Source organism: Subtercola boreus (assembly GCF_006716115.1).
In the GTDB taxonomy this organism is placed as follows: Bacteria; Actinomycetota; Actinomycetes; order Actinomycetales; family Microbacteriaceae; genus Subtercola; species Subtercola boreus.
The window spans coordinates 2,324,771-2,350,697 of sequence record NZ_VFOO01000001.1 but is presented as its reverse complement, the minus strand read 5'-3'; the positions used below and the strand labels follow the sequence as shown (position 1 = coordinate 2,350,697).

Sequence of the window (25,927 nt, the reverse complement as noted above, 5' to 3'; positions counted from 1 at the left end):
TCATCTCGGGAGCGCTCATCGCCCCAGCGCCGCGCGTGCCTTCAAGGGTTCCCACCAGGCGCGGTTGTTGCGGTACCAGGAGACCACGTCGCCGAGTCCCTGCTCGAACGGCACCAGCGGTTCGTAGCCGAGCTCGCGGGAGATCTTCGAGCAGTCCACCGAGTACCGGAGGTCGTGGCCCTTGCGGTCTTCGACGTGGTCGACGAACGACCAGTCCGTGCCGGTGGCGTCGAGCAGCAGGTTCGTCAGCTCGACGTTCGACAGCTCCGTGCCGCCGCCGATGTTGTAGATCTCGCCGGGACGCCCGCCGACGAGGACAAGAGCGATGGCACGGGTGTGGTCGTCGACGTGCAGCCAGTCGCGGATGTTCTCCCCGGAGCCGTAGAGCGGAACATGTTCGCCGTCGATGAGGTTCGTGACGAAGAGCGGGATGACCTTTTCAGGGAAGTGGTAGGGACCGTAGTTGTTCGAGCAGCGCGTGATCGACACGTTCATGCCGTGCGTGCGGTGGTAGGAGCGCACAAGCAGGTCGCTTCCGGCCTTCGACGCGGAATAGGGAGAGTTCGGTTCGAGCAGGTGGTCCTCGCGCCACGATCCATCGGCGATCGTGCCGTACACCTCATCGGTGGAGACGTGCACGAAGCGCGCCAGGCCACTGCGGAGCCCGGCGTCCAGCAGCTGCTGCGTGCCGAGCACATTGGTCTCGACGAAGATAGAGGCATCGTCGACGGACCGGTCGACGTGCGACTCGGCTGCGAAGTGCACCACGGCGTCGATGCCCGGGAAGAGCTCGTCGAGGAGGGCTCTGTCGCGGATGTCGCCGTGCACGAAGCTGTACCGGGCCGAATCGCTGACCGGTGCGAGGTTCTCGAGGTTGCCCGAGTAGGTGAGGGCGTCGAGCACGACGACTTCGGCGCCTTCGAGCCCGGGGTAGCTGTCGGCCAGCACTCGTCTGACGAAGTTCGAGCCGATGAATCCGGCACCGCCGGTAACGAGAATCCTCATCGGCAAAGTCTAGGGCAGCGCGACTACTAGAATTTCCTCGTGCAGATTCGCGAGCTGAGCGTCCCCGATTCCTACGAGATCACGCCCGTGCAGCACGCGGATGACCGTGGGCTCTTCTTCGAGTGGTACCGGTTCGATCTGCTCGAGCAGGCGATCGGGCATCCGCTCACCCTCCGCCAGGCGAACGTCTCCTTGTCGCGGAAAGGGGTCGTCCGTGGCATCCACTTCGCCGACGTGCCGCTCGGCCAGGCGAAGCTCGTGACGGCAACGCACGGTGCCGTGCTCGACTACGTCATCGACCTGAGGGTCGGCTCGCCCGCCTTCGGGCGGTGGGATGCGGTGCTGCTCGATTCCGAGCACCACCGTTCCATGTACCTTGCCGAAGGCCTCGGGCACGCCTTCGTGGCGCTGACCGAGGACGCGACCGTGAGCTATCTCGTCACGGACACGTACCACGCGGACCGCGAACATGCCATCAACCCGCTCGACCCCGACATCGCCCTGGCGTTCCCACCCGAGGCGGGCGAGCTGCTGCTGTCGCCACGGGACACGGGCGCTCCGTCGCTCGCCGAGGCCCTGGCGGGCGGGCTCCTGACCACGTGGGACGACGCGCGCGCGCACTATGCCTCCCTCGACACGGCAGCACAGAAAGGCGGCGCCTGAGATGCGCGGAATCATCCTCGCCGGCGGTTCGGGCACCCGGCTCTGGCCCATCACCCGCGGCATCAGCAAGCAGCTCATGCCGATCTACGACAAGCCGATGATCTACTACCCCCTCTCGACACTGATGATGGCGGGCATCCGGGAGATCCTGATCATCACGACGCCGGAGTACTCGGACCAGTTCCGAGCGCTGCTCGGCGACGGCAGCGAGTTCGGCATCACCCTCGAGTACGCCGTGCAGGAGCGGCCGGAGGGGCTCGCGCAGGCGTTCCTGATCGGCGAGCAGTTCATCGGTGACGAGAGCGTCGCGCTGGTGCTCGGTGACAACATCTTCCACGGCCAGGGTTTCGGTGAGTCGATGCGCGAGCACACCGACGTCGACGGCGCCCTCATCTTCGCCGCCCAGGTGTCGAATCCCCGCGCGTACGGAGTCGTCGAGTTCGACGCGCAGAACGTTGCCGTGTCGATCGAGGAGAAGCCCGAGCATCCGAAATCGAGCTACGCGGTGCCGGGGCTCTACTTCTACGACAACTCGATCGTCGAGGTTGCGCGCTCGATCCGGCCGAGCGCCCGCGGGGAGCTCGAGATCACGGCGGTGAATGAGCACTACCTCAGCACGGGCGCGCTGAGGGTGCAGGTGCTCGACCGGGGCACGGCATGGCTCGACACCGGCACTTTCGAGTCCATGCTGCAGGCCACCGAGTTCGTGCGGGTGGTCGAAGACCGGCAGGGCTACAAGATCGGTTGCATCGAGGAGGTGGCGTGGAATGCCGGCTGGATCACCGACGCCGACCTCGCCCGCCTCGCCGAACCGCTCCTGAAGAGCGGCTACGGCGTGTACCTGCAGAGCCTGCTCCGCGATTAGAAGAGCGCGTCAGGCACGCCGGAAGATCAGGGGAGGGTGACCGGCGGCTGCCGGCGCGAGCCCTCTTTGAGCCGGATCTTCAGCAGGATCCAGAGCGCCTCGACGCCGTCCCACGCGGTGATCTTCTTGCCCTCTGCGCGGGTGCGGGCCTTGTACGAGATGGGGACCTCGTAGGGGCGGTAGCCGCGGGCGAGGAGCTTGCCGGTGATCTCGGCCTCCATGCCGAACCCGTTGGACGTGATGTGCAGCGACCGGTAGAGCGCAGTCGGCATGAGCTTGTAGCAGGTCTCGACGTCGCTGACGTAGGCGTTGAAGATCACGTTGGTGAAGAGGTTCACGCCGCGGTTGCCGATGACGTACCAGTACGAGTACGAGGTGTGGCTGCCGAAGGTGCGGGTGCCGTAGACGATCTTCGCTTCGCCGTCGAGGATGGGCTGCAGGAGCCCGGGGATCTCGGAGGGCTTGTACTCCTCGTCGGCGTCGCAGATGATGACGTGGTCGCCGCTGGCGAGGGAGGCGGCCTTGCGGATCGCGGCGCCCTTGCCCTGGTTGCGGGGCTGGTGGAACACGGTGACCCGCTCATCGGTGATGCCGTCGAGGATCGCTGCGGTCTGGTCGACGCTGCCGTCGTTCACGATGACGAACTCGACGTCGACCTCGTCCTGCCATTCGATGGCGAGCACCTTGTCGAGCACTTTCTGGAGGGTCGCCTGTTCGTTGTAGACAGGCATGAGCACGGAGAGTTTCACGGATCGCCTTTCGTCGCACTGCGGTGCGGGGAGGGTGGTGAGGTACGGGTCAGGAGGAGTGGGTTCTGAACCACTCGATGGTCTGGGCGAGGCCCTGCTCGACGTCGACCTTCGGGGTCCAGCCGAGCAGTTCGGTGGCTTTGGTGATGTCGGGCTGGCGGCGCTCGGGATCGTCGACCGGGCGCGGGTGCAGTTCGATGGTGGAAGTCGAGCCGCTGAGCCGGATGACCGCCTCGGCGATCTCCAGCAGCGTCTGCTCGTGCGGGTTCCCGATGTTGATCGGCCCGGGTTCGTCGCTCGCGGCCAGGCGCAGGATGCCGTCGACCTGGTCGTCGATGTAGCAGAGCGAACGGGTCTGGCTGCCGTCGCCGTGCAACGGGATCGGCAGGTTCTTCAGGGCCGCCTTGGCGAACGCGGGGATGGCGCGGCCGTCGTCGAGGTCCATGCGGGGGCCGTACGTGTTGAAGAGGCGCACAACGCCGGTGTTCGTCTCGAAGTAGCGGCGGTAGGCGAACGTGATGGCCTCCGCATAGCGCTTGGCCTCGTCGTAGACGCTCCGCGGGCCCGTCGAGCTCACGTTGCCCCAGTACTCCTCGACCTGTGGATGCACGTGGGGGTCCCCGTACACCTCGGAGGTCGAGGCGACGATGAAGCGCGCACCGTCGCGGCGGGCGACGTTCAGCAGCGCCTCGGTGACGGTCGAACCGGCGTGCAGCGTCTCGATCGGATGGGCGAGGTAGCGGGGAGGCGAGGCGGGGCTGGCGAAGTGCAGAACCAGCTCGAACGTCTCGTCGATCGATTCGGCGGTCTCGGCGTCGATCTCCAGGAGAGTGAAGTTCTCGTCGGCGAGGAGGTGCTCGATGTTCGACCGGTTGCCGGTGATGTAGTTGTCGACGGCGACAACCCGGTAGCCGTCTGCAAGCAGCCGTTCACACAGGTGGGAGCCGACGAAGCCGGCGCCTCCAGCCACTAATGCGGTTTTTGGCATACGTGCAATAGTCTTCCTGTTCATTTCCCCGCGCATGTGCGAGGCCAAAGCGCGTAAAAGACTACCATCCTGCAGCTCTCTGGCCTGGTGCGCGCGCCTCGCGCCGGGACGCGCCGGAACGTGAGTTAGATTCTGTTCATGATGTCTGCATGACCCCCACAGTATGACCCGCTTCGCGAACGGCAGGTTTGTCGCCGAAGAACTGCTGTGGGCGGCAGTGAGCGGGCTCGTCGCCCTGGCGATCGCCATCGTCGCCCTGGGAGTGGATGTCGCTGACCTCGGCCGGCGCTGGAGCATCGGCGGCGCCGACCAGGTGCTGCACTACGGCATCTTCACGAGTGCGCTGCACACGTTCCCCTTCCTTCCGAACGACCAGCTGGGCTTCCCGAAGGCGCAGAACCTGTTCTTTGCGCCGCTGTTCGACCCCTGGTCGGCCGTGGCCGTCTGGGCGAGCGGGGCCGTGTTGCCCGATGGCATCTGGGCGCTGAACCTCTACAACCTCGGCAGCTTCCTGGCGGTGGGTTTCACGTCGTACGCGTTCTTCCGCGCACTGCGCCTCCGCCGCGTGACGGCGGTAGTGTTCGGGGTGCTGTTCGCCACGGTTCCGTACCACTTCGTGCAACTGGGCTACGGGCATCCGTTCCTCTCGAACTACTGGGCCGTGCCGTTGATCGGCATCCTGGTGCTGATGGTCGCGGGCGAGCGCACCGACCCGTTCGCGGGCTGGGTGGGCCGGGCATCCTCTCGCCGCATGCGGTTCTGGCGGCGAGTGGTGCCCCTGGTCGTGCTCGTGCCGGCGGTCGCTCTGACGCAGTCGTACTACTTCGTGTTCGGCGTGCTGCTCGTCGGCGGCGTCTGGTTCGTCTCGGTGCTGGTGGCGCTGCTCGGTGCCGGTGCCGGTGCCGGTGGCGGTGGTTGGCGGGCGCGGGCGCGTGCGCTCGTCTGGCCGAGCATCGCCACGGGCTCGTTGGTGCTGCTCGTCGGCCTGCAACTCGCGATCCTGTCCCTGAACTTCGGAGACCGGTACGAGAAGTACTTCGGTGCCCGGTCGTTCACCGATTCGGAAGGCTACGGTGGCAAACTGATCGACCTGCTGCTGCCGTCGCTGCAGAGCGGCATCCCTCCGCTCGCAAGCCTGTCTGAGGAGTACCACTCAGCGAGCACCCTCATCCCGGACGCGGAAACGGCTGCGACAGCCGTCGTCGCCTCGGTCGCGATCGTGCTGAGCTTCGTGATCATCGTTCTGCGGCTGTTCGGATCGCGTGCTCCTGCCGAGGGTGCGAAGGGCCTCGCGCTGGTGGTTCAGGATGCCCGCATCGGGGTTCTGCTCACCGCTTTCCTCGGCGCCTTCCTCTTCTTCATCACGGCCGGCCTCGGCACCGTTCTCTCGTTCTTCGGGAGCCCCGAGATCCGGGCCTGGTCCCGGATGTCGATCGTCGTCAGCATGCTGGCGCTCGGTGTGCTGGCCATCGTCATCGAGCGGCTGGCGAGCCGCCGCCGCTCGCTCCTGGTCGTTCTGGCGATCGTCAGCGTCGTCGCCGTGTTCGACCAGGTGCCGCGCATCGCCCCGACGGTGCCGTTGACCCCGGTGACCGATGCGGCCCTGAGGGACTTCACCGCGGCCGCAGCCGGATCTCTCGGCCCCGGCTGCGGGGTGGTGCAGTTGCCGCTGAAGGGTTTCCCGGAGACCGGCCCGATAGGCCTGATGGGGGACTACGACGAGATCCTGCCCTCCGTCGTCTCGCCGCGTGGTGCGGATGCCCTGCGCTGGAGCTACGGCGCAGTGATCGGCACGGCGAGCAGCGACTACTGGAAGGCCGCTTCGACGATGCCAGGGGCGTTCGCCTCGGCGACCTTCGAGTCGGGTGCCTGCGCGATCATGGTCGACACCTTCGCCTACAGCGACAGCCCCGGGGGCTGGGAGCCGTTCGTCGAAGCAGTGGGAATGGATCCCTCCGCACCGGCGCTCATCAGTGTCGGTGGCCGGTACCTCCTCTTCGAGTGGGGCCGGTGACGATTCCCAACTCACCGCGGAGGTAACCCGGCGGTTGCCCCCGCACCGTCTAGGCTCGCTCGGAGTTGAGGAGTGTGTGCCCTGTCCGGGGGTGCTGTGACCGGAGGGCCCGCCGAGATGAACCCCAAGCGTCGTACCGTGTGGATCTGGGTGGTCGCGGCCGTGGTCGTGGTACTCCTGCTGCTGGCCGGGGGGATCTGGCTGCTGGTCGGCTCGTCTCCCGCGTCGAGCCCCGTCGCTTCGCCGTCGGCCAGCGCGTCGGGAACGCCGACTCCGACGCCCAGCGCCACACCCACCGTCGCCCCGACCCGGCCGGCGACCCCCACCGCCGCGCCCACGACGACGCCCGCGCCGACGCCGACTCCGACGGCCACCCCGGCCCCGACCGTGCCGCCGGTGCCCCCTGTCGGGCAGGTCACCCCGTTCATCGTCGCCGCGAACTGGGACAGCCAGGCGGGTGCCCTCTCGGTGAGCGCGAACGTTCCGCAGATCGTCGAGGGCGACGGCACCTGCACCATCACGGCGAGCCTCGGCTCGGTCAGCGTCTCCGACTCCTTCGCGGCCTCACCGTCGGCGGGCAGCACCGACTGCGGCACCCACTCGCTCTCCTCCTCGGACTTCACCGCGGGGGAGTGGACGGTGGTGGTCGCCTACGCCTCCTCGACCTCGGCGGGCAGCGCCACGAACCCGAACACGGTGACGATCCCATGAGCATCCTGAACCGTCTCGCAGCTTCTGCCCTCGCCGTCGCCCTGATCGTCACCGGGCTGGGCGTCGTCGGCGCCAGCACGGCGCCGGCAGCGAACGCCCTCAGCGGGTCGTCGTTCGACGCCGGCAACATCATCAGCGACGCGACGTTCTTCAACTCATCCTCGATCGGCCAGGGTGCGGTGCAGTCCTTCCTCACGTCACACGGCTCCTCCTGCCGGGGCACCGCTGCGCTTCCGTGCCTGAAGGACTACACGCAGACCACGCCCACCCGGGCGGCGACGAAGTACTGCTCCACCTACACCGGTGGTGCGGGCCAGACGGCGGCGAAGATCATCGTCGACGTGGGCGTCGCCTGCGGGATCAACCCGCAGGTGCTGCTGGTCATGCTGCAGAAGGAGCAGGGCCTCGTCGACACCTCGTCGCCGACCTCGTACATGTACCGCTCGGCACTCGGCTACGGCTGCCCCGACACGGCGGCCTGCGACTCGACCTACTACGGCTTCTTCAACCAGGTCTATGCGGCCTCGGCCCAGTTCCAGAGCTACTCGAAGAACAGCTCGTCGTGGAGCTACCAGCCCGGCCGCTACAACAACATCCTGTACAACCCGAACGCCTCCTGCGGCTCAAGCCCCGTCTACATCCAGAACCAGGCGACGGCGAATCTCTACATCTACACCCCCTACCAGCCGAACGCCGCAGCACTCGCGAACCTCGGCGGGCAGGGTGACGGATGCTCGGCCTACGGCAATCGCAACTTCTGGGTCTACTTCAACACCTGGTTCGGTGACCCCACCTCGTCGGCCGGCTCACTGAAGACCCCGTCGTTCGAGGGCGGTTCTGTGGGCTGGGAGCCCGGCAACGGCGACGTCAACCGCGTTGCGTACAACGACAGGTCGACCGCCGAGGACGGCTCCTGGTACTACGCCTCGAACACGTCGGTCGTGGGTCGTTCGATCGCCCAGGATGTCGCGCACCCCGTTCAGACGGGCGACCAGGTGACCGCCACGATGTGGTTCCGTTCGGCATCCGGAGCCTCGTTCTCGGGCTCCCTTAACCTCTGGGGCACCGGTGGCTCGACCGAGGGCAAGGGCACCGCATTCACCGTCGGATCGACGTGGACGCCCGTGACCGTCAAGCTGCCGATCCGAAGCAGTGCGCATTCGACGGTGCGCCTCGAGATCTACATGCTGCAGACCGACGGCACGCTCTTCATGGACAACGCCTCTCTGTCGTTCGGCGCGGCACCGCCGCTGAAGAACCTCGTCTCGACGCCAGGCTTCGAGGGAGGCCTCGGAGCCTGGGCACCGGGCAATGGCTTCGTGAACGCCGTCGCGTACTCCGACGGCGCCACAGCGCGGAGCGGCACCTGGTACGGAGCCACGAACACACCCGTGGCGGGCCGTTCGCTCGCGCAGGAGTTCGCAGCCAAGCCGGCTGTCGGAAGCCGGTACTCCTTCTCCATCTGGGTCAAGTCCGCGTTCCCCTCGCAGACCTTCTCGGGCCGGCTCACCCTCTGGGGTCTCGGCTCGGGTGCGCCCGTGTCGAACGGACTGGACTTCACGGCGGGAGCGGCCTGGAAGAAGGTGACCGTCACGACCGACATCAGCGTCTCGGGAGTGAACAGGCTGAAGCCGGAGGTCTATCTCAACACGACCGGGAACACGCTCTTCCTCGACGACGGGAGCGTGAGCGCCAACATCCTCACCGCCGGGTCGTTCGAGGGCGGTTCCTTCGACAAATGGACCACAGGCAACGGGCAGATCAACCAGGCCGTCTACAGTTCTGCGGCGACCGGGATCCCGGCTAAGAACGGCTCGTACTTCGCCGCGACCAACACGGGAACGGCCGGCAGTTCGCTCGCCCAGACGGTGCAGCGGGAACTCATCGTGGGGGACAGCTATTCGGCGGAGGTCTGGGTTCGCTCCGCCGACCCGAACGCGACGTTCACGGGCACTCTCGCGCTCTGGGCGCTCGGCGGCAGCACCGAGGTGGCCTCGAAGGACTTCACGGTCGGGGCGAAGTGGACGAAGGTGGCCGTCGGCCTCCCCCTGAAGGCCGACGGCCACACGTCGCTCAAGTTCGAGATCTACGAACGAACGACGGGGACGACGCTGTTCGTCGACGGCGCGCAGGTCTTCTGACCCGCGTGCCGGCCGGGGCCGGACCGGATCAGGCGCCGACGAAGTACTCCCAGACCTCGCGGGAGTAGTCGTCCCAGCTGCGGTAGTCGTTCGTCGCCAGTTCGGCCCGCTTGGCGGCGAGCACGGCGGGATCGTCGAGGGCCGAGCGGAGGGCATCCTCGAGCTGCTCGTCGGAGTGCGGGTCGACCGTGATGACGCCGCCGTACCGCTTCGAAAGTTCGAGCATGCTGCCGACGTTCGAGGAGATGACGGGGGTGCCGGCGCGGAGGGACTCCACGATCGGCAGGCCGAAGCCCTCGTGGAAGGACGTGAAGATCGAGACCGCTGCGAGCCGGTAGCTGGCAGCCAGCAGCCGGTCGGATGCCCCGGAGAGCACGACCAGGGGATGCCCCTGGTCCTGCAGGGACGCGGCGAGGTTGTCGAACGGGTCGCTGTTCCACGAACCGCTGCCGATCATCACGAGCCGGAACTTCTTGCCCTCCTCCCACAGCAGGCGGGCGACCTGCAGCACGGAGAGGTGGTTCTTGCGGGGTTCGTGGCTGCCGACGGCGAGCACGAGCGGTTCGCCCGGGGCGAGCTCGATCTCTTCGCGCGTCTCGGCAAGCGCAGCTTCTGAGGGCTCGTCGGAGTCCCCGGCCAGGAAGACGGCCCGTACATCCGGTCCCGTGCGCCCGGAGGCGGGCAGCATGAGTTTCCAGGCGTCGAACTCGTGGGCGGTGGACTCCGAGATCGCCGCGACGCGGTCGGCGTACGCGACCGCGTCGAGGTACAGGGGAAAGTGCCCGGCCATCGCGCCTGCGGCCGTCTCTCCCGAGGTGAGCGGCACGCAGTCGTACCCGATGTAGGCGACCCGGGTGCTCGCGTAGCGCCCCATCGCGAGAAAACGGTCGGCCCGTTCGGAGTCGGCGGCGAGCTCCGGGATGATCATCAGCCCGCCGTTCGGAATGACCAGCCGGGCGGGCATCGCCTTGGCCTTCTCCGACTCGTCGTACTCCGTCCCGCGCATCCGGGACTCCTCCTTCGCGGTCAGGCGGCGGAGGGCGAACCGGTTGTCCGACCAGGCGACGAAGGTGAGCTCGTGTTCGGCGGCCCAGCGGCCCGTGGTCTCCCTGACGACGCGCTGGATGCCCGACATCGTGCCTGTGCTCGCCGTGTTGTGCACGTCGACGAGGATCGGCGAGTCGACGATCTCGACCGTGGCGGTGAGCCCGAAGATGCTGGCGTCAGCGCGCCCGCCGAGATCGCGGATCGCCTGCGCTGCACCGTTCAGCACCACGTTCCGGCGGAACAGGATGAGGTCGTCCTCCACGGGGAGCTCGCCCCGGAGACAGGCCCAGACCAGCCAGAGGCGGTCGTCGGCAAGGTCACTGCCGAAGGTCGTCGCGAGCAGCTCGGAGAGTTCCTCGGGGGTCGTTGCTGCCGAGGCGTCGGCGCCGAGGCTGCCGATCAGGCGGCGGACCGTCTCGGACCAGATGTCGAGGTCGCTCATCGGCTGTTCTCCTTCGCCTGGACGATCGTCCAGATTGCGGCGGCGTAGTCGTCCCAGGTGGTGTCGTCGCGTTCGGCGATCTCGTTCTCGAGGCGGGCCAGCAGATCGTCGTCGCCGAGCAGCCTGCCCATGGCCTCCACGATCTCGTCGTCGTTCCGCGGGTCGACCACGAGGCATCCACCGCCGGCGGCGATCTCCGCGGTGCTGCCGTAGCTCGTGGTGATCACCGGCGTGCCGACGGCGAGGGACTCCGCGACAGGAAGTCCGTAGCCCTCCTGGATCGAGATGAACACGCTGAAGCGGGCCTCGTCGTAGGCGCGGGCCAGGTCGGCTTCGTCGACGTCACGGCGGATCTGGATCCGCCTGCCGTTCGCGGCGAGTGCCGCGACGGCGTCCGCGATGTCCGTGAAGTACTTGTCGCCGCGCCCGCCGAGCACGACGAGGCTGAACTCCGCGCCGCGGCGCCAGAGCACCTCGCTGGCGTAGATCACGGCGAGCTGGTTCTTGCGGGGCTCGTTGCTCCCGACGGAGAGCACCATCGGCACCACGTCTTCAGCCGCTTCGAGAAGTTCCTCGTCGCTTGCGGCGAGAGGTTCCGCCGGGATGTGCTCGATCGGCAGAGAGACCGTGCTGACCTGCTGGCCCGGCAGCCCCTGCGTCTCGAGGGCCTGGCTGAAGCCCTCGAACTCGTCATGGGTGGACTGCGAGATGGCCACGACCTCGTCGAAGTACTTCAGCATCGAGAGGTAGGTGACGAACAGCTGGGTCAGGCCGCGGCTGACGTAGTGCGCCCCGGAGACGGGGATCGCGTCATAGCCGAGCGCGATCGTGCGGTTCGCGGTGAACCGGGCGAGGGCGGTCACGGTGGTGGTGCCGCGACCGACGATCACTTCGGGGAGGAAGAACGTCGTGTTCCACGGGACGACGAGCACCGCTTCGCGGTCGTCGTCATCGTGTTCCTCGTCGGCGCGCTTGCTGTCGTCGTCGCCGGCCCACTCGAGCACCCGGGAGCGTTCGACCTCGTCGAGAGTGCGGAGGCCGGTTCCGTCGAGGGTCAGGGCGCAGAGGGTGTAACCGTCCGTGTCCGGCCAGCGGGAGAGCGTCTGGCGCGTGACGCGCTGGATGCCCGAGTTGAAGCCGTAACGGGCGGTGAAGTCGGTGAAGACCACGGGCTTGTCGGAGACGACCGAGATTGTGCGGAGGTGGCTGTGGTGCCGGGCCGTCCAGACCCCGCAGTGGTGCAGGATGCGCGCGGTGGCATCGCGGGCCGAGACGCCTCGCAGGTCCCGCCGCAGCGCGAACAGCTGGGCCTGGTCGGGGAAGCATCCGCTGACGGCGATCATCAGCAGCCAGAGTTCGCTCTCGAGCCCGCGAGCGTGCACGGCCGCCGTCAGGGTTCCGAGCAGCTGTTCCAGGCTGAGGTCGGTGAGGGGTTTCTCAGGAGAGGGAGCGAGGAGGTGGGGTGCCACCTGCCGGAGACGCTGGTCGAGGGCCTGGCGGGCGGCCGCGAGCGAGGTCGACGATGCCCGGCTGGTGCCGGTGAGCGGGAGCTTGCCGGCCTTCACCAGGGCCAGGCGTTCGCGCAGCCGCACGGCCCGGATCGGCTGGGTGATCCGCCAGCTGAGGCTCGCCTGGAGCTCCTCGGCCGAGGGGGCGTCGCGTCCCGCGCCGACGTGGAGCCCGCCGAACCAGGTGTCGATCTGGTCGACGGTGGGGTACTGCACTGACGGAGGCACGGGGCTCTCCCCCTGCGATGGGGTGGTGTTGCTCATGGGACTCGACTCCGGTTCAGGCTGTTCAGAACAGTTGCCAACCATAGCTGAAAGCATCGAAGGGCTGCTGGTAGGTGTAGATGGCGTAGTCGGCCACGACGGTGCGGGTCGACGGGGGCATGTCGGGGTTGCCGTTCAGCGCCTTGTCGTTCTCATTGTCCAGCAGAACGATCACCGTCGCGACGGGAGCGTTCGCGGCATCCGTCTCGTAGGGCGCGTAGCGGCGGGGCCCGGAGATCGTGGCGGCCTTGACGCGTTCCCCGGTCTCGGCGGTGACGGCGTACGAGACCCAGTAGTCGGCGTAGGCGGCCGTGATGCCCTGCTCTTCGAGGTAGTCGCCGAGCTCGTCGATGTCGCCGATGATGTAGGTGGGGCTGTCGGTCAGGCGGAGCTGGGGGAAGAGAGTGTAGGTCTGGCCGATGCTGAGACCGACCGCGAGCGCCATGGCGACGAGCCCGGTGAAGGGGAGCAGTGTGGCGATCCAGGCAATCGCCACGGCGAGGGCAGGCAGCACGAAGATCGCGTAACGCAGGGAGTCCTGGTCGAGTACGGCACCGGTTCCGAGCACCACGACGATCACGACAGCACCGGTCGACACCAGCAGTGTTCCGAGCCACCAGCTCCGTCGAACGACGGCCAGCACCACGAGCAGGGCAAGCAGCGCGAGGGCGACGAACGCCGTGGCGTAACGGGGGCCGGTCTCGCTCAGCGAGAAGGCACCCGGCAGCACCCGGGTGAAGAAGGTCGCGAAGTTCACCAGCCCGATGGGGGTGTCCCGCTGCGGCTTCACCGCGGTGTCGCTGGTGAAGAACACAATCAGCCAGGGCAGCGCGCCGAGCACCGCCGCGGCAGCCCCGACGAGGTACCGGGTGGGCGAGAACTGGCGGATGACGGCGACCAGCACGGCCGGGGCCGCGATCGCGACACCCATCGGCGACTGCCAGAGGGCGAGACCGGTCGCGAGCCCGATCAGGGCCCACTGCAGGTAGCTCTTCTTCCGGTCGCCGCGGAGGGCGAGCCAGATCACCAGCAGCCCGAGCATGAGGCTCGGACCGTAGAAGCCGGGTTCACTGAACCCGACCCGCGCCATCCAGTAGCCGGAGAACCAGAAGAGCACACCCGCCACATTGCCGACGACCGGCCGCCCGAAGGCGAGGGAGGCGATCTGCCGGAGCAGCACCGTGGCGACCGCGAAGAACAGTGCCCCGACGATCCCCAGCACCTGCACGTGCGGTCCGAAGACCACCATCGCACCTCCGGCGGCGAGTTCGAGCAGCGTTCCGCCGTACGTCTGGCCCCAGAAGAACCAGGTGATCTCGCCCTCGGAGATGTGCTTCGAGAGCAGGAAGACGACCGAGTTGTCGGAGTCGAGCACGTAGCTGTTCGTGAAGAGCAGCACGATGCGGAGCGCCAGCCCGATCGCCAGCAGCGCCCAGAAGGCGATGGTCGAGATCCTCAGGTCGATGAGGGCCAGTCGGCTGAGGCGGCCCCTGATCCCTGTGACGTTCTGGCCCCCCACGGGCGCTACAAGCTGCTCGGTCATGATGATCTCAGGCTAGTGGCGGTGCGCACGGCGAGGCCGACACGGATCGCGGCGCGGACGGGAAAGTAGTACCACTGGTGGTACCGCTTCGCGAGGTAGAGGTAGGCGCTCCGGTGGTGGGCGCGCAGCATGGCCGCGGAGTGACCGCGGGTCGATGTGCCGCCGGCGTGGTGCACGCTTGCGCTCGGCACGTAGAGCACCTTCCAGCCGGCATCACCCAGTCGTTCGCAGAGGTCGACGTCCTCGAAGTACATGAAGAAGCGGTCGTCGAACCCGCCGATCTGTTCGAACGCGCTCCGCCGCACGAGCAGGCACGCACCCGAGAGCCAGCCCGAGGCGAGCGGGAGCGAGCCGGGAGTCTTCGAGCGGTCGGCCTGCAGGTACCGCTTCGACCACGGGTTCGCGGGCCACACCGTGTGGAGGACCGCATGCCCCGCGCCCACGGTGAGAGAGGGCAGCGCCCGGGCCGAGGGGTAGATGGAGCCGTCGTCGTTGGTGATGCGCGGGCCGACGACCCCGATCCGGTCGTCGGCGTTCGCGACGGCGAGCAGTTCGTCGATCGACCCTTCGCTGTACTCCACGTCGGGGTTGGTGACCAGGATCCACTCGGTCGACGGGCCCAGCCGTTCAGCGGCATAGTTGATCGCTCCGCCGTAACCGAGGTTCGCGCCGGGCTCCAGCAGGGTCGTGTTCGGGAACGGTTCGAGAACGCCCTGCAGGTCATCCGTCGCCGCATTGTTCACGACGAGAACCTCGGGTGGCTGGATGCTCGCGCCCGGCACGGAGCGGAGGCAGGCGACCACGTCGTGGCGGGAGAAGTAGCTCACCACCACCAGTGTCGTCGTGCTGGGCACTCAGGATCCTTTCGTCGGGCGGGGGCCTCGGGCTGCGGAGTCTGTGGCCGCGGAGCCCCCCCGGGCGGCGGTGTACGCCTCCACGTGGTGCAGGGCACAGGCCGCCCAGGTGAACCGCGTGGCCCGCGATCGCCCGGCCAGGCCGAGCCGTGACCGTTCGGCGGGGGTGTCGAGCAGGCGGCCGAGGGCAGAGGCAATGCTAGCCGAGTCCACCTCGGTGTAGCTGACCGCGTCGCCGCCCACCTCGGGAAGCGACAACCTGCGGCTGGTGAGCACAGCCGATCCGCACGCCATCGCTTCGAGCACGGGCAGGCCGAACCCTTCGCCGAGGCTCGGGTACGCCGTGAGGAGCGAACCGCCGAGCAGCGAACGGAGCTGTTCGAGGGGCAGGTAGCCGAGCATCCGCACGTCGGCGCCGCCCGCGACCGCTTCGGCGACGGTTCCCTCGACGGCGTCGTCCCAGCCCGCGCCGCCCGAGAGGAGGAGGGCGGGGCGGGCTCCGGGTGCACGCTCGGCCATCGCCGCGGCGTACCCGCGCACCAGGGCGGGAACGTTCTTCCGCGGTTCGAGCGTGCCGAGGAACGCGATCCAGCCGGCCGGGAGGGGCTCCTGCGACGCCCGGAAGGCCTCGACCTCGTCGTTCGTCGGCGGGCGGAACACGGCGCTGTCGTAGCCGAGCGGGGCTGCGAACACCCGGGCGGGATCGGCGCCGGTCACACGCGTGTACTCCTCGGCCGTCGTCCGGCTGGGCGTCACCACGGTGACGCGGGCGAGCCGCGTGGCGCGGATCCAGGTGCGGAAGAATTTCCGCTTCAGCCGGCCGTGCACCTCGGGCGCGCTGAAGAAGGTGAGGTCGTGCACGGTGACGACCCGCGCGCGCCGGGTGACGAGCGGGAACGTGTAGTGCGGGGAGTGGATGACGTCGGCACCCGTTCGCCTCGCAAGGCCCGGCAGCACGAGCTGCTCCCAGAGCAGGCGACCGGATGCGCGGCTGCCCCACCCCGCGATCTCGACGACGCGCGTCACCCCCGCCGCCTCGAAGAACGCCCGGTCCCGCGGCTGGCAGACGACGGCGAGCGGCACTCCGGAGCGCACGAGCTCCGTCACCACGTTCTCGACGTAGCGGCCCACGCCCCCCCGGTCGGCCGGGATGGCCGTCGCGTCAAAGAGCACCCGCAGGTGCCGAGCGGTCATGAAGGCACACGCAGGTGCTCAGCGGTCACGGATGCACCCAGCAGTGCTCGCCTCGGCAGTCATCGTGCGAGCAGTCCGAGGTCGTGCTCGACCATGCGGGCGACCAGCGCCTCGAAGTCGACCGTCGGCTCCCAGCCGAGTTCACGCCGGGCCTTCGAGGAGTCGCCGAGCTGTTCGGCGGGGTCGACCGGGCGGACGAATGCCGGGTTCACCGTGACGAAGTGTTCCCAGTCGGTGATGCCGACGTGCCCGAAGGCGGCACTGAGGAAATCGGAGATGGTGTGCGAGACACCGGTGGCGACGATGAAGTCACCGGCTTCGGGAGCGGCGACCGCGAGTCGCATGGCGCGCACGTAGTCGGGCGCCCAGCCCCAGTCGCGCCGGGCGTCGAGGTTGCCGAGTTCGAGGCCGTCCTGGAGGCCTCTGCTGATGCGGGCGACGCCTGCCGTGATCTTGCGGGTCACGAAGGTCTCCGGGCGGCGCGGCGACTCGTGGTTGTAGAGCACCGTGTTCGAGGCGTGCAGGCCCCGGCCGCGGAAGACGCCGACCGAGAGGTGTGCGTAGGCCTTCGACGCTCCGTAGGGGGAGGAGGGCCGGATCGCGGTGGTCTCGACCTGCGGGGTCTGTTCGGCCTGCCCGAAGATCTCGGCGCTCGACGCGTGCAGCACGCGCACCGGATGCCCGTGCTCCTCCTGCAGGCGGAAGGCGGCGTCGAGCAGGCGCACGACGACCTGCCCGTTGACCGCGCCCGTCATGACCGGGTCGTTCCACGAGGCGGCGACGGAGGAGACCGCGGCGAGCGAATAGAGCTCGTCGGGCCTCACGGCACGCACGACGGATTCGAGGGCATCCGGAGCCTGCAGGTCGACCGTGTGGAGCGTCAGGCCAGCGGGGGAGCCGAGCGCCCTCAGGTTCTCTTCTGTGTTGTTCCGCACGAGGCCGTGCACCTCGTACCCGTCGGCGAGAAGGGACTCGGCGAGGTACGAGCCGTCCTGCCCAGAGATTCCGGTGACGAGCGCGACGGGCACTGCGGCCTACAGCCCGGCGAGGGCTTTTTGCTCGACGACGTCGTTCTCGACCATCATCGTGACGAGCTCCTCGAAGCCGACCCTGGGCTTCCAACCGAGCTTCGACTCTGCCTTCGCGCTCGACCCGATGAGCAGGTCGACCTCGGCGGGACGCATGAATTCGGGGTTCTGAACGACGTACTTCTCCCAGTCGGTGATGCCGACGACGGCGAACGCCTTCTCGAGGAGCTCCTTGATGGAGTGCGTCTCACCGGTGGAGATGACGTAGTCGTCGGCCTCCTCCTGCTGCAGCATCAGCCACATGGCCTCGACGTAGTCGCCGGCGAAACCCCAGTCGCGACGGGCGTCGAGGTTGCCGAGCACGATGTTCTCCTGCAGTCCCAGCGAGATGCGGGCGACGGCCTGCGACACCTTGCGGGTGACGAACTCCGGTCCCCGACGGGGCGACTCGTGGTTGAACAGCACACCGGAGGAGGCGTGCATGCCGTACGACTCGCGGTAGTTGATGGTCATGTAGTGGCCGAAGACCTTCGCGACGCCGTACGGCGACCGCGGCCAGAGCAGAGTGTCCTCATCCTGCGGGACCTGCTGCACCTTGCCGAACATCTCGCTCGAGGAGGCCTGGTAGAAGCGCACCTTCGCGGGCTCGTCGCCCGAGTAGAGGCGCACGGCCTCGAGGGCGTTCAGCACACCCTTCGCGGTGACCTCCGTGGTGAGGCTCGCGTTCTCCCACGAGTACGCGACGAACGAGATGGCGCCGAGGTTGTAGAACTCGTCGGGCTTCGCTGCCTCGAGTGCTCGGATCAGGCTCGACAGGTCGGTGAGGTCACCGGTCAGGATCTTGACACCGGGAAGGGTGGCCTCGACGAGAGCTCTCTTCGGGTTGTTCTGCCCACGGATGAGGCCGAATACTTCGTACCCCTTCGACAGGAGCAGTTCTCCCAGATAGAGGCCGTCCTGGCCGGTGATTCCGGTGATGAGAGCGCGGGGCATATTTCCTCGTTTGTCTGTTCGGGGGGCGTCTGCAACAGCCCATACTAGCGGCCGGGACTCTTCCACTAGTATTCCATGGTGAACCCAGACCCCGAGGCTGACAGGCCGTCCGTGCCGGTCGGTACGCTGACCGCGTCGCTGGCTGCGCGCCTCCTCCAGATCGCACCCCTCCTGGGTCTCGGTGCCAGCACGGGTACCGGAGTGGGCGCAGGTGCAGCCTGGACCCGCACCGCGGGTGAGCTCGCGGCGGCTGTCGCGGTCGCGGTGCGCACATCCCGCTCAGACGCCGATGTCTGGCTGGCGATCGTCGGCTTCGCCGCGACCTTCCCGACGCTCGACGAGCACGCCGCCGCGCGCCGTGCGCTCGAACTCGCCGACGGTGACGACGCGTTCGCCGTGCTCCGGGCCCTGCTCGATGCCCTCGACCCGGTCATCCGGCGAAGCACCACTCCAGACGCGGTGATCGAGGTGGTGGAGGGGGCCGTCGTCATCGACGCCGACTTCAGCGGCCGATCCGACCACAACACCGGTGTGCAGCGGGTGCTCCGGGAGACCGTCTCGCGCTGGAACACGGGGCACGAGCTCACCCTCGTCTGCTGGAACGAACGCGGCACCGGGATGCGGCGGCTCGTCGGCCACGAGGTCGACAGGGTCATCGACTGGGCCGGGTACTCAGCGCTCGACGGGCCCGGGCGCGTCGCGCTGCAGGCGGCGGAGACCGACGACGACGAGGCCCGTCGCCACGTGCTGGTGGTTCCGGTGCGCTCAGTCGTCGTCGAGATCGAGGTCGCCCAGGTCGCCTCGGCCGCGCCGCTGGCCGCGCTCGCCGCAGTGTCGGGCAACGTCGTGGCTGTCGTCGGCCACGACGCGATCCCCATCGTCAGCGCCCAGAGCCAGGATGCCGGGGAGATCGAGCGCTTCGCGCGATTCCTCACCGTGGTCAAGAACTCCAGCCGGGTCGCCGGGGTGAGCGAGTCGGCGGCGACCGAGTACCGCGGCTTCGTCGACGCGGTCAGGGCCCAGGGGGTGCCCGGCCCGAGCGTGGTGGCCGTTCCGCTCGCGATGAATCCGCCGACCGCCGCCGCGCCGGGCGCCGTCGCGAGCGGCATCGTGGCGAGCGGCATCGTGGCGAGTGCGAAGGTGACGGAGCCCTCCCGCTCGCCCGGCGACGGGGGCGACGGGCCTCTCATCCTCGTCGTCGGCAGCCAGGAGCCCCGCAAGAACCACAGCCCGATCGTCTTCGCCGCGGGCCGGCTCGCCGAGCATGGGGTGCCGTTCCGGCTGCGTTTCATCGGCGGTGGTACCGCGGCGGGCATTGCGCGGTTCGACCGGGAGATCAGAGCTGTGCAGCGGCTCGGCGCCCGCATCGAGGTGCTGCGGGGTGCCAGCGACACCGTTCTGCTGGAGTCGTACCGCGAGGCGCGCTTCACCGTCTTCCCCTCGCTGCACGAGGGATTCGGCCTGCCCGTCGCCGAATCCCTGGCCCTCGGCGTACCGGTGATCACCTCCGACCACGGGAGCCTGGCGGAGATGGCCGAGGGCGGCGGCTGCCTGACCGTGGATGCCCGGGACGACGAGGCCATCCGGCACGCGATGGAGCAGCTCCTCACTGACGACGAACTGTACGACCGGCTGAAGGCGGAGGCGCTCGGACGCGCGTTCCGAACCTGGGACGACTACGCCGGCGACCTCTGGACCCAGCTCGTCGAGCCGGTGCAGGAGCTGCTCGCCGCCCCGACGGAGGCCCCGCAGCATCCAGAACCCGAACGTCTGGCAGGCGCCGCGGCCGCCGCGCCGCAACTCGCGCTGGCGAGCTGGTTCGGTGCGGCCCGCGCCGACATCAACGCCGCCGGCGCGCGGGAACGCTCGATCCCGCGCAAGGTGCTGAAGGTCGGCGCGCTGGCACGGTTCTTCGTGGCGCGGTCTCGCGAGATGGGGGTCGGCCCGGCTTCCCAGGCGGCATGGAAAGTCGTGAAACGGCAACTCGTTCGAGGCTGATTCTCCGGTTCGGCTTGCTACAGTGATGCATCCGCCGCCCTGCGCCTGTCGCACGGACACCCTGCGCCTGCCGCACAGACACCCAGGAGTACCCGATCAACGCCTCTGCCACGCCCTCCGTCCACGGTGAGCGCCGCAGTCGCCGCCGCAAGCGGTGGTCGACGCGTCGCCGTGTCGTCGCCATCGTGCTCATCGTGCTGATCAGCCTGATCGTCGCGCTCGCCTGCATCGGCGGCTGGGTCGCCTACCAGGCCGTGCAGGCCAAGGACGCCCTCGAGCGCGCCCAGGGCACCGTCGCCACGCTGCAGACCGAGCTCACCTCCGTCGACCTGATGACTCTGGATGTCTCGTCACTGACCGCCTCGGCGGACTCCTTCGCCGCCGATGTCAGTGATGCCCGCGAGCACACCAACGACCCGCTGTTCAAGCTGGCCGAGAACCTGCCGACGCTCGGTCCGAACCTCACCGCTGTGCGCCAGCTCACCGACTCGCTCGACCAGTTGTCGACGGAGGCCCTGCTGCCGATCGTCGACTTCGGCAAGACCCTGACGCCCGACGCGCTGAAGCCCGTCGACGGGAAGTTCAACGTCGACCTGCTGCGGAACGGCGACACCGCCCTGCAGAACGCAGACACGGCGATCACGGCCACGAGCGCGAGCCTCGCGTCGATCGACACGACGGACACGATCGGCCAGATCTCCTCGGCCAAGACGACGTTGACGTCAGCGCTCGGCAAGGCCCAGAAACAGATCGTCACGGTGCGGGGAACGCTCGGCACCGTCGAGGGCATGCTCGGGATGAACGGCCCCCGGCACTACGTGCTCGCGTTCCTGAACAACGCGGAGACGACGGGCCTCGGCGGCGGCCCGGCCTCCCTCTCGATGCTCACCGTCGACAACGGCGCGTTCGCGATCACGGACCAGGCGTCGAGCCAGGACTTCCCGACCACCAAGGGGCCGGTGATGGACGTCGACGCGAACCTGCTGGGCATCTACGGCCAGGGCATCAACCAGACGCTCAACTGGTCCACCAGCCGCCCCGACTTCCCGACGGCGGGCACGCTGATCAAGGGCTGGTGGGAGAAGTACAAGGGCGGAACGGTCGACGGTGTGGTGTCGATCGACCCCATCGCCCTCTCCGACATGCTCCAGGCGACGGGCCCAGTGACCCTCGAAGGCTCCAAGGAGCAGGTCACTGCGGAGAACGCGGTCTCGCTGCTGTTGCACGACATCTACCTGCGCTACGAACCGAGCCAGATCCAGGCGAGCACGGATGCCTTCTTCAAGGATGCCGCGACCTCGATCTTCAAGGGCGTCACGACGACGTCTGCGGCACCGGATGCGCTCCTCAAGTCCGTCAACAAGGCCATCGACTCCGGCGACCTGATGGCCTGGAGCGCCAATGCCGACGAGACGAAGCTGCTGGAGGGCACGAAGCTGTCGGGAGTGATGCCCACCGACAACACGAAATCGACGCTCACCGGCACCTTCTTCCGAGACGTCTCGGTGTCGAAGACCGACTACTGGCTCGAGACCAGCGTGAACCTGCAGACCGACGTCTGCTCGAATCCGAACAATCCCACCTTCACCCAGACCATCTCCCTGCACTCGACCATCACCGAGGAGGAGGCCGACACGCTGGCACCCTTCGTCGTGGGCGTCAACTTCAAGGGCCGGAAGTTCAGCACCGAGGTCTACGGCTACGGTCCCATCGGATCCACGATCACGGGCACCCAGGTCGGCGACTCGAGTGTCGGAGGCTCTCCTCGCACCTCCTCGGAGGATCTCGGCCGGCCGGTCGGGCGCGCGGTCGTCGACCTCGCCCCCGGCGAGACCAACACGGTCACCTTCACCTACACGGGCGCTGCCGGTACCTACGGCCCTCCGGCCCTCCAGGTGACGCCGATGATCAACACGACCGCCACTGCCATCGATGCGCCCGGGTGCAAGTAACATGTCCAGAATGACCGAGTCCTCCTCTCCCCAGAAGGCTCCGCAGGGCGGCATCATGCGACTGGCACACGCCTTCTGGGACAAGCTGCTGCGCTACGCGCTGAAGTTCGGTGTCGTCGGCGGCATCGGCTTCGTCGTCGACTTCGCGATCTTCAACTGGCTCCGTGTCGGCGGCCTCGGCGAGGCGCACCTGCTCTCCGGCCCGATCGGCGCCAAGGTGGCGGCCGTGGCCGTCGCGACCATCGTCACCTGGTTCGGCAACCGCTACTGGACGTTCCGGGAGCACCGCCGCAAGAACTACATCCGGGAGCTCTTCGAGTTCGCTGTCGTCGCGGTGTCGGGCCTGCTGATCAACCTGCTCTGCCTCTGGGTCTCGCACTATGTGCTCGGCTTCACCTCGCTGCTGGCCGACAACATCTCCGGCCAGTTCATCGGCACGGGCCTGGCTACCCTCTTCCGGTTCGCGCTCTACCGGTACTGGGTCTTCGGGCACCACCGCTCCGGCACGGTCGTCGGTGCCGAGGCGCAGGCCGAGGCAGGAGCCGCGGCGATCTTCGAAGACGACTCCCAGGCTGCCACCGACACCTGTTCGAAGAAGTAGCCGCGTTCTGAGAAGTCGCCGCGTTCGAAGAAGTACTGCGGCCCGCGGCCTATGATTGTGCGGTGCCAGAAGAAATCGCCGACAACCGCGCCGACGACCAGGCGACCCGCATCTCAGAGCTCGAGGGCGAACGCGACCGGCTCCAGGCTGAGCTCGACACCGTCCGGAACCGGGCACTGGACCGCTGGCTCTCCGTCGAACAGTACGAGTCGGTTGCCGTGGCGTCGCTGCAGCAGACCCTCTCCTGGAAGGTCACAAGCCCGCTCCGCGCTGTGCGGAGCGTCCAGCTGAAGCGCCGGCCGGCCGGTGGCGGCGGGAGTTCGCACCGGTGACCGACGACTTCCCCGTCGTCGTCCCCGAGCGGGCACCCGAGGGACTGCGCCTCGCGCTCGGGAGTCGGCTGGTGAGCGTCGGGCGCATCCTGCTGGCCGACGACGACGCGATCGAGGCGCTGCGGGCCCGCGGTTCGGGAGTGCTCGCCGACGCGCTGGTGCGCCAGGTGCAGCTCACCCGCCGGGACGACCACCTCTGGCTTCTCCTCGTCGGGCTGACGGCCTCGTTCCCCGAGGTCGACCTCGTGCTGCGGGCGCGCCGGGCCCTCGGGGTCAACCCGCCGCAGCTCGCCCTGGCCGCGCTGCTCGACGCGGTGCACCGCTCGGGCAAACGGCTCGACTCCCTCGACTCCGACCTGAGCATCGAGACCGTGTCGGCCGTCGCCGACGTCGACTTCTGCGCCCGCTTCGACCACAACACGGGCATCCAGCGGGTCGTCAGGGAGACGATGTCGCGCTGGAACGGTGTGCACGACGTGCGGTTGGCCTGCTGGAGCAGCGGGGACAACGCGTTCCGGGAGCTGTCGGCCCTCGAGCGCCGCCGGGTCGTGGACTGGAACGCCTACAAGGCCGAGAAGCGCGCGGCGCCCTCTCGGAAGGCCCGCCCCGAAACCCCGTCCCGCCCTCGCCTGATCGTGCCCTTCGGCACGACCGTGATCCTGCCCGAGGTCGCCCACCAGGGCCTCTGGACCCAGCTCACCGCGCTCGCCCAGTTCTCCGGCAACCGGGTGGCGATGATCGGCTACGACACCATTCCGATCGCGAGTGCCGACCTGATCGCCGACCAGGAGTCGGAGAAGTTCGCGAAGTACCTCACGATCGTGAAGAATGCGACACGCATCGCGGCTATCAGCGCGTCCGCCGCCGCCGAGTTCAGCGGGTACGTGGCCGCGGTCTCTGCCCAGGGCGTGACCGGGCCGCACGTCGGCTGCGTGACCCTCGCGGTGGAGGGCCCGGCCACCGCTCCGACGGAGTCTGTCGCAGTGAGCTCCACCGAGCCGCCCCTGGTGCTCATCGTCGGCAACCAGGAGCCGCGGAAGAACCTGCTCGCCGTGCTCTTCGCCGCCGAGACGCTCTGGCGGGAGGGTGCACGCTTCCGGCTCCGGATGATCGGCGGCGCCCGCCCGGACTACCGCCGCATCATCGACGCTGAGTCTTCCCGCCTGGCGAAGGCGGGGTATCCGATCGAAGTGCTCCGCGGCGTCGGCGACGACGTGCTGGCGGCGTCGTACCGCGACGCGTACGTCACACTGTTCCCGTCGACCCACGAGGGTTACGGACTGCCGGTCGCGGAGTCGCTCGCGATGGGGGTGCCCTCCATCACCTCGGACTTCGGCAGTACGCAGCAGATCGCGGACGGCGGTGGCTGCCTCACGGTCGACCCGCGCGACGACGGGGCGATCATCCGGGCCCTGAGGGGCCTGCTCGACGATCCGGCAGAGCGCGAACGACTGGCCGCCGAAGCCCGTGCCCGGGTGCCCCGCAGCTGGGACGACTACGCCGGTGAACTCTGGCATGAACTCGCTGAGCCCCTGGAGAGAACCCCATGAGTACATCCGCCCTCCTCGATCGGCTCCGCGCCCTCTCCGACGTGCTGGGCGTGCCCGCGCCGCCCTCGGGGGAGAAGGTGACGGTCGCGCAGTCGCTCGATGCGATTGCCCCGTTGCTCGGCACCGCCACCGACCGGCTCTGGCTCGCCCAGGCGACGGTGCTCGCCGAGTTCCCCGAGGCGCCCGCCTTCGAGGAGTTCCGCCGAGCGGCGCGCCTCGACGGCGTGCGGAAGGCCCTCGACGCGGTCGTGGCCCGCGCCAGCCGACCCTTCGCGCCGAACCGCAACGTGACGGTTCGGATCGCCCGGCAGAAGGTGCTGGTCGACGTGCACCACACGGCACGCACCGGGCTCGCCACGGGCATCCAGCGCGTCGTGCGACAGACGATTGTGGAATGGTCGGCCCGGCACGACATCGAACTGGTCGGCTGGGACGCACGCTTCCTCGGGCTCCGCACGCTGTCGGCGCCGGAGCGGCAGAACGCGCTGTACGGCTCCGTTCCGAACATCCCGCACGTGCGGAACCGGGTGCTGACCATCCCGTTCGAGAGCACGTACATCCTGCCGGAACTCGCCATCGAGAACGATCGCACCTCCCGCATCTCGTGCCTCGCCGAGTTCTCGGGCAATGCGACCCGCGCGATCGGCTTCGACTGCGTGCCCCTGACCTCGTCGGAGACCGTCGGCGACGGCATGTCCGCCGCGTTCGCGAAGAACCTCGCCGCCATCGCGCACTTCGACCGCCTCTCGACCATCTCGGAGGCCGCGGCGATCGAGTACCGGGGCTGGCGCCGCATGCTGAGCGGGGCGGGCCTCCGGGGCCCCGTGATCGATTCGCTGCTGCTGCCGAGTGTGGCCGAGGATGTCGCGGCCGACGACTTCGCGCTCGCGCGCGCTGAGCTGCTCCGCGGCGACGCTCCGCTGGTCGTGGTCGTCGGCAGCCACGAACCGCGGAAGAACCACCTCGCCGTGCTCTACGCCGCCGAGAGGCTCTGGCAGGAGGATGTCGGCTTCCAACTGGTCTTCATCGGCGGGAACGGCTGGCACGGCGACGAGTTCAAAGCCGAGCTGGCCAGGCTCCAGGAGGCCGGGCGCCCGGTCCGGGCGATCTCGGCGATCTCGGATCCGCTGCTCTGGAGCGCCTACCGCCTCGCCCGCCTCACCGTCTTCCCCTCCCTCAACGAGGGCTTCGGGCTACCGGTCGGGGAGTCCCTCTCGGCCGGCACGCCGGTCGTCACCTCCGGGTTCGGCAGCATGAAGGAGATCGCCGGCGGGGGAGGAGCGATCTTCGTCGATCCTCGTGACGACGACGACGTGCTCCGCGGAATCCGCGCCGGCCTCGTCGACGATGCGCTGCACGCGCGGCTGGCCGCCGAAGCCCGGGAGCTTCCGCTCCGCGGCTGGGCGGAGTACGCCGACGAACTCTGGTCGTACTTCGGCGAACCGACTGCTCTGACGGTCGCGCCGCAGAACGGCTGACGTCCAG

21 protein-coding genes are annotated in these 25,927 nt (G+C 68.5%); 11 read left to right on the top strand and 10 right to left on the bottom strand.

Annotated features, from left to right (window positions below):
• Positions 1–15 precede the first annotated feature (15 nt).
• Entirely contained in the window at positions 16–1,005 is a 990-nt protein-coding gene (gene rfbB, locus FB464_RS10930; protein WP_116413832.1) for a dTDP-glucose 4,6-dehydratase, read from the bottom strand.
• 39 nt (positions 1,006–1,044) lie between these two features.
• Between rfbB and FB464_RS10925 the strand changes: the two genes are divergently transcribed.
• Positions 1,045–1,668 carry a dTDP-4-dehydrorhamnose 3,5-epimerase family protein gene (locus FB464_RS10925; protein WP_116413833.1) on the top strand — a complete coding sequence of 208 codons (624 nt, stop codon included), beginning with the start codon at positions 1,045–1,047 and terminating at the stop codon, positions 1,666–1,668.
• A 1-nt stretch (position 1,669) separates the two neighbouring features.
• Entirely contained in the window at positions 1,670–2,533 is an 864-nt protein-coding gene (rfbA, locus tag FB464_RS10920; protein ID WP_116413834.1) for a glucose-1-phosphate thymidylyltransferase RfbA, read from the top strand.
• A gap of 26 nt (positions 2,534–2,559) precedes the next feature.
• On the opposite strand, the gene FB464_RS10915 is transcribed toward rfbA, so the two are convergent.
• Both FB464_RS10915 and FB464_RS10910 read right to left on the bottom strand, forming a co-directional pair.
• The gene (locus FB464_RS10915; protein ID WP_116413835.1) at positions 2,560–3,282 is read right to left on the bottom strand and encodes a glycosyltransferase family 2 protein; all 723 of its coding nucleotides are present in this window, start codon (positions 3,280–3,282) and stop codon (positions 2,560–2,562) included.
• Positions 3,283–3,331: 49 nt separating this feature from the next.
• Entirely contained in the window at positions 3,332–4,270 is a 939-nt protein-coding gene (locus FB464_RS10910; protein WP_116413836.1) for an NAD-dependent epimerase/dehydratase family protein, read from the bottom strand.
• Between the two features lie 163 nt (positions 4,271–4,433).
• On the opposite strand from FB464_RS10910, the gene FB464_RS10905 reads away from it, so the two are divergent.
• The 3 genes from FB464_RS10905 to FB464_RS10890 all read left to right on the top strand — a co-directional run bounded on the left by FB464_RS10905 (position 4,434) and on the right by FB464_RS10890 (position 9,136).
• Positions 4,434–6,284, top strand: coding sequence for a hypothetical protein (locus FB464_RS10905; protein ID WP_116413837.1), 1,851 nt, complete (start codon positions 4,434–4,436; stop codon positions 6,282–6,284).
• Positions 6,285–6,380: 96 nt separating this feature from the next.
• Positions 6,381–6,995 carry a hypothetical protein gene (locus FB464_RS19825; protein WP_170151861.1) on the top strand — a complete coding sequence of 205 codons (615 nt, stop codon included), beginning with the start codon at positions 6,381–6,383 and terminating at the stop codon, positions 6,993–6,995.
• Positions 6,992–9,136: a carbohydrate binding domain-containing protein gene (locus tag FB464_RS10890; RefSeq protein WP_116413840.1), complete on the top strand. Its 2,145-nt coding sequence runs from the start codon at positions 6,992–6,994 to the stop codon at positions 9,134–9,136. The genes FB464_RS19825 and FB464_RS10890 overlap by 4 nt, the downstream gene beginning before the upstream one ends.
• A 28-nt stretch (positions 9,137–9,164) precedes the next feature.
• On the opposite strand, the gene FB464_RS10885 is transcribed toward FB464_RS10890, so the two are convergent.
• The 7 genes from FB464_RS10885 to FB464_RS10855 are packed head-to-tail and all read right to left on the bottom strand — an operon-like array spanning position 9,165 to position 18,009.
• Positions 9,165–10,625 carry a glycosyltransferase family 4 protein gene (locus FB464_RS10885; RefSeq protein ID WP_116413841.1) on the bottom strand — a complete coding sequence of 487 codons (1,461 nt, stop codon included), beginning with the start codon at positions 10,623–10,625 and terminating at the stop codon, positions 9,165–9,167.
• Positions 10,622–12,397 (bottom strand): glycosyltransferase, encoded by a 1,776-nt coding sequence (locus FB464_RS10880; protein ID WP_170151862.1) that lies wholly within the window; start codon positions 12,395–12,397, stop codon positions 10,622–10,624. The genes FB464_RS10885 and FB464_RS10880 overlap by 4 nt, the downstream gene beginning before the upstream one ends.
• A 25-nt stretch (positions 12,398–12,422) precedes the next feature.
• Positions 12,423–13,940 carry a hypothetical protein gene (locus FB464_RS10875; RefSeq protein WP_116413843.1) on the bottom strand — a complete coding sequence of 506 codons (1,518 nt, stop codon included), beginning with the start codon at positions 13,938–13,940 and terminating at the stop codon, positions 12,423–12,425.
• The gene (locus FB464_RS10870; protein WP_211327301.1) at positions 13,937–14,794 is read right to left on the bottom strand and encodes a glycosyltransferase family 2 protein; all 858 of its coding nucleotides are present in this window, start codon (positions 14,792–14,794) and stop codon (positions 13,937–13,939) included. The genes FB464_RS10875 and FB464_RS10870 overlap by 4 nt, the downstream gene beginning before the upstream one ends.
• Positions 14,795–15,988, bottom strand: a complete 1,194-nt coding sequence (locus FB464_RS10865) for a glycosyltransferase family 4 protein (protein WP_116413844.1) — start codon at positions 15,986–15,988, stop codon at positions 14,795–14,797. It lies immediately after the preceding gene.
• A 59-nt stretch (positions 15,989–16,047) separates the two neighbouring features.
• Positions 16,048–17,016 (bottom strand): GDP-mannose 4,6-dehydratase, encoded by a 969-nt coding sequence (locus FB464_RS10860; protein ID WP_116413845.1) that lies wholly within the window; start codon positions 17,014–17,016, stop codon positions 16,048–16,050.
• 6 nt (positions 17,017–17,022) lie between these two features.
• Positions 17,023–18,009, bottom strand: a complete 987-nt coding sequence (locus tag FB464_RS10855; RefSeq protein ID WP_116413846.1) for a GDP-mannose 4,6-dehydratase — start codon at positions 18,007–18,009, stop codon at positions 17,023–17,025.
• Positions 18,010–18,084: 75 nt separating this feature from the next.
• Between FB464_RS10855 and FB464_RS10850 the strand changes: the two genes are divergently transcribed.
• The 6 genes from FB464_RS10850 (at position 18,085) to FB464_RS10825 (ending at position 25,920) form a co-directional block, all read left to right on the top strand.
• Positions 18,085–20,007, top strand: a complete 1,923-nt coding sequence (locus FB464_RS10850) for a glycosyltransferase (RefSeq protein ID WP_142206670.1) — start codon at positions 18,085–18,087, stop codon at positions 20,005–20,007.
• Positions 20,008–20,192: 185 nt separating this feature from the next.
• A complete protein-coding gene (locus FB464_RS10845; RefSeq protein WP_116413848.1) occupies positions 20,193–21,959 on the top strand; it encodes a DUF4012 domain-containing protein in 1,767 nt (588 codons plus the stop codon).
• Between the two features lie 10 nt (positions 21,960–21,969).
• On the top strand, positions 21,970–22,560 hold the full coding sequence (locus FB464_RS10840; RefSeq protein WP_246093021.1) for a GtrA family protein: 591 nt from the start codon (positions 21,970–21,972) through the stop codon (positions 22,558–22,560).
• 62 nt (positions 22,561–22,622) lie between these two features.
• Positions 22,623–22,892, top strand: coding sequence for a hypothetical protein (locus FB464_RS10835; protein ID WP_116413849.1), 270 nt, complete (start codon positions 22,623–22,625; stop codon positions 22,890–22,892).
• Positions 22,889–24,442, top strand: coding sequence for a glycosyltransferase (locus FB464_RS10830; protein WP_116413850.1), 1,554 nt, complete (start codon positions 22,889–22,891; stop codon positions 24,440–24,442). Before FB464_RS10835 ends, FB464_RS10830 begins: the two co-directional genes overlap by 4 nt.
• The gene (locus FB464_RS10825; protein ID WP_116413851.1) at positions 24,439–25,920 is read left to right on the top strand and encodes a glycosyltransferase; all 1,482 of its coding nucleotides are present in this window, start codon (positions 24,439–24,441) and stop codon (positions 25,918–25,920) included. The genes FB464_RS10830 and FB464_RS10825 overlap by 4 nt, the downstream gene beginning before the upstream one ends.
• Positions 25,921–25,927 lie beyond the last annotated feature (7 nt).

Excerpts from the sequence above, each read along its gene's own strand:
- rfbB (WP_116413832.1), bottom strand. The coding sequence starts at position 1,005 with ATGAGGATTCTCGTTACCGGCGGTGCCGGATTCATCGGCTCGAACTTC.
- rfbA (WP_116413834.1), top strand. The coding sequence starts at position 1,670 with ATGCGCGGAATCATCCTCGCCGGCGGTTCGGGCACCCGGCTCTGGCCC.
- FB464_RS10910 (WP_116413836.1), bottom strand. The coding sequence starts at position 4,270 with ATGCCAAAAACCGCATTAGTGGCTGGAGGCGCCGGCTTCGTCGGCTCC.
- FB464_RS10905 (WP_116413837.1), top strand. The coding sequence starts at position 4,434 with ATGACCCGCTTCGCGAACGGCAGGTTTGTCGCCGAAGAACTGCTGTGG.
- FB464_RS10890 (WP_116413840.1), top strand. The coding sequence starts at position 6,992 with ATGAGCATCCTGAACCGTCTCGCAGCTTCTGCCCTCGCCGTCGCCCTG.
- FB464_RS10885 (WP_116413841.1), bottom strand. The coding sequence starts at position 10,625 with ATGAGCGACCTCGACATCTGGTCCGAGACGGTCCGCCGCCTGATCGGC.
- FB464_RS10880 (WP_170151862.1), bottom strand. The coding sequence starts at position 12,397 with ATGAGCAACACCACCCCATCGCAGGGGGAGAGCCCCGTGCCTCCGTCA.
- FB464_RS10875 (WP_116413843.1), bottom strand. The coding sequence starts at position 13,940 with ATGACCGAGCAGCTTGTAGCGCCCGTGGGGGGCCAGAACGTCACAGGG.
- FB464_RS10865 (WP_116413844.1), bottom strand. The coding sequence starts at position 15,988 with ATGACCGCTCGGCACCTGCGGGTGCTCTTTGACGCGACGGCCATCCCG.
- FB464_RS10855 (WP_116413846.1), bottom strand. The coding sequence starts at position 18,009 with ATGCCCCGCGCTCTCATCACCGGAATCACCGGCCAGGACGGCCTCTAT.
- FB464_RS10850 (WP_142206670.1), top strand. The coding sequence starts at position 18,085 with ATGGTGAACCCAGACCCCGAGGCTGACAGGCCGTCCGTGCCGGTCGGT.
- FB464_RS10840 (WP_246093021.1), top strand. The coding sequence starts at position 21,970 with ATGACCGAGTCCTCCTCTCCCCAGAAGGCTCCGCAGGGCGGCATCATG.
- FB464_RS10825 (WP_116413851.1), top strand. The coding sequence starts at position 24,439 with ATGAGTACATCCGCCCTCCTCGATCGGCTCCGCGCCCTCTCCGACGTG.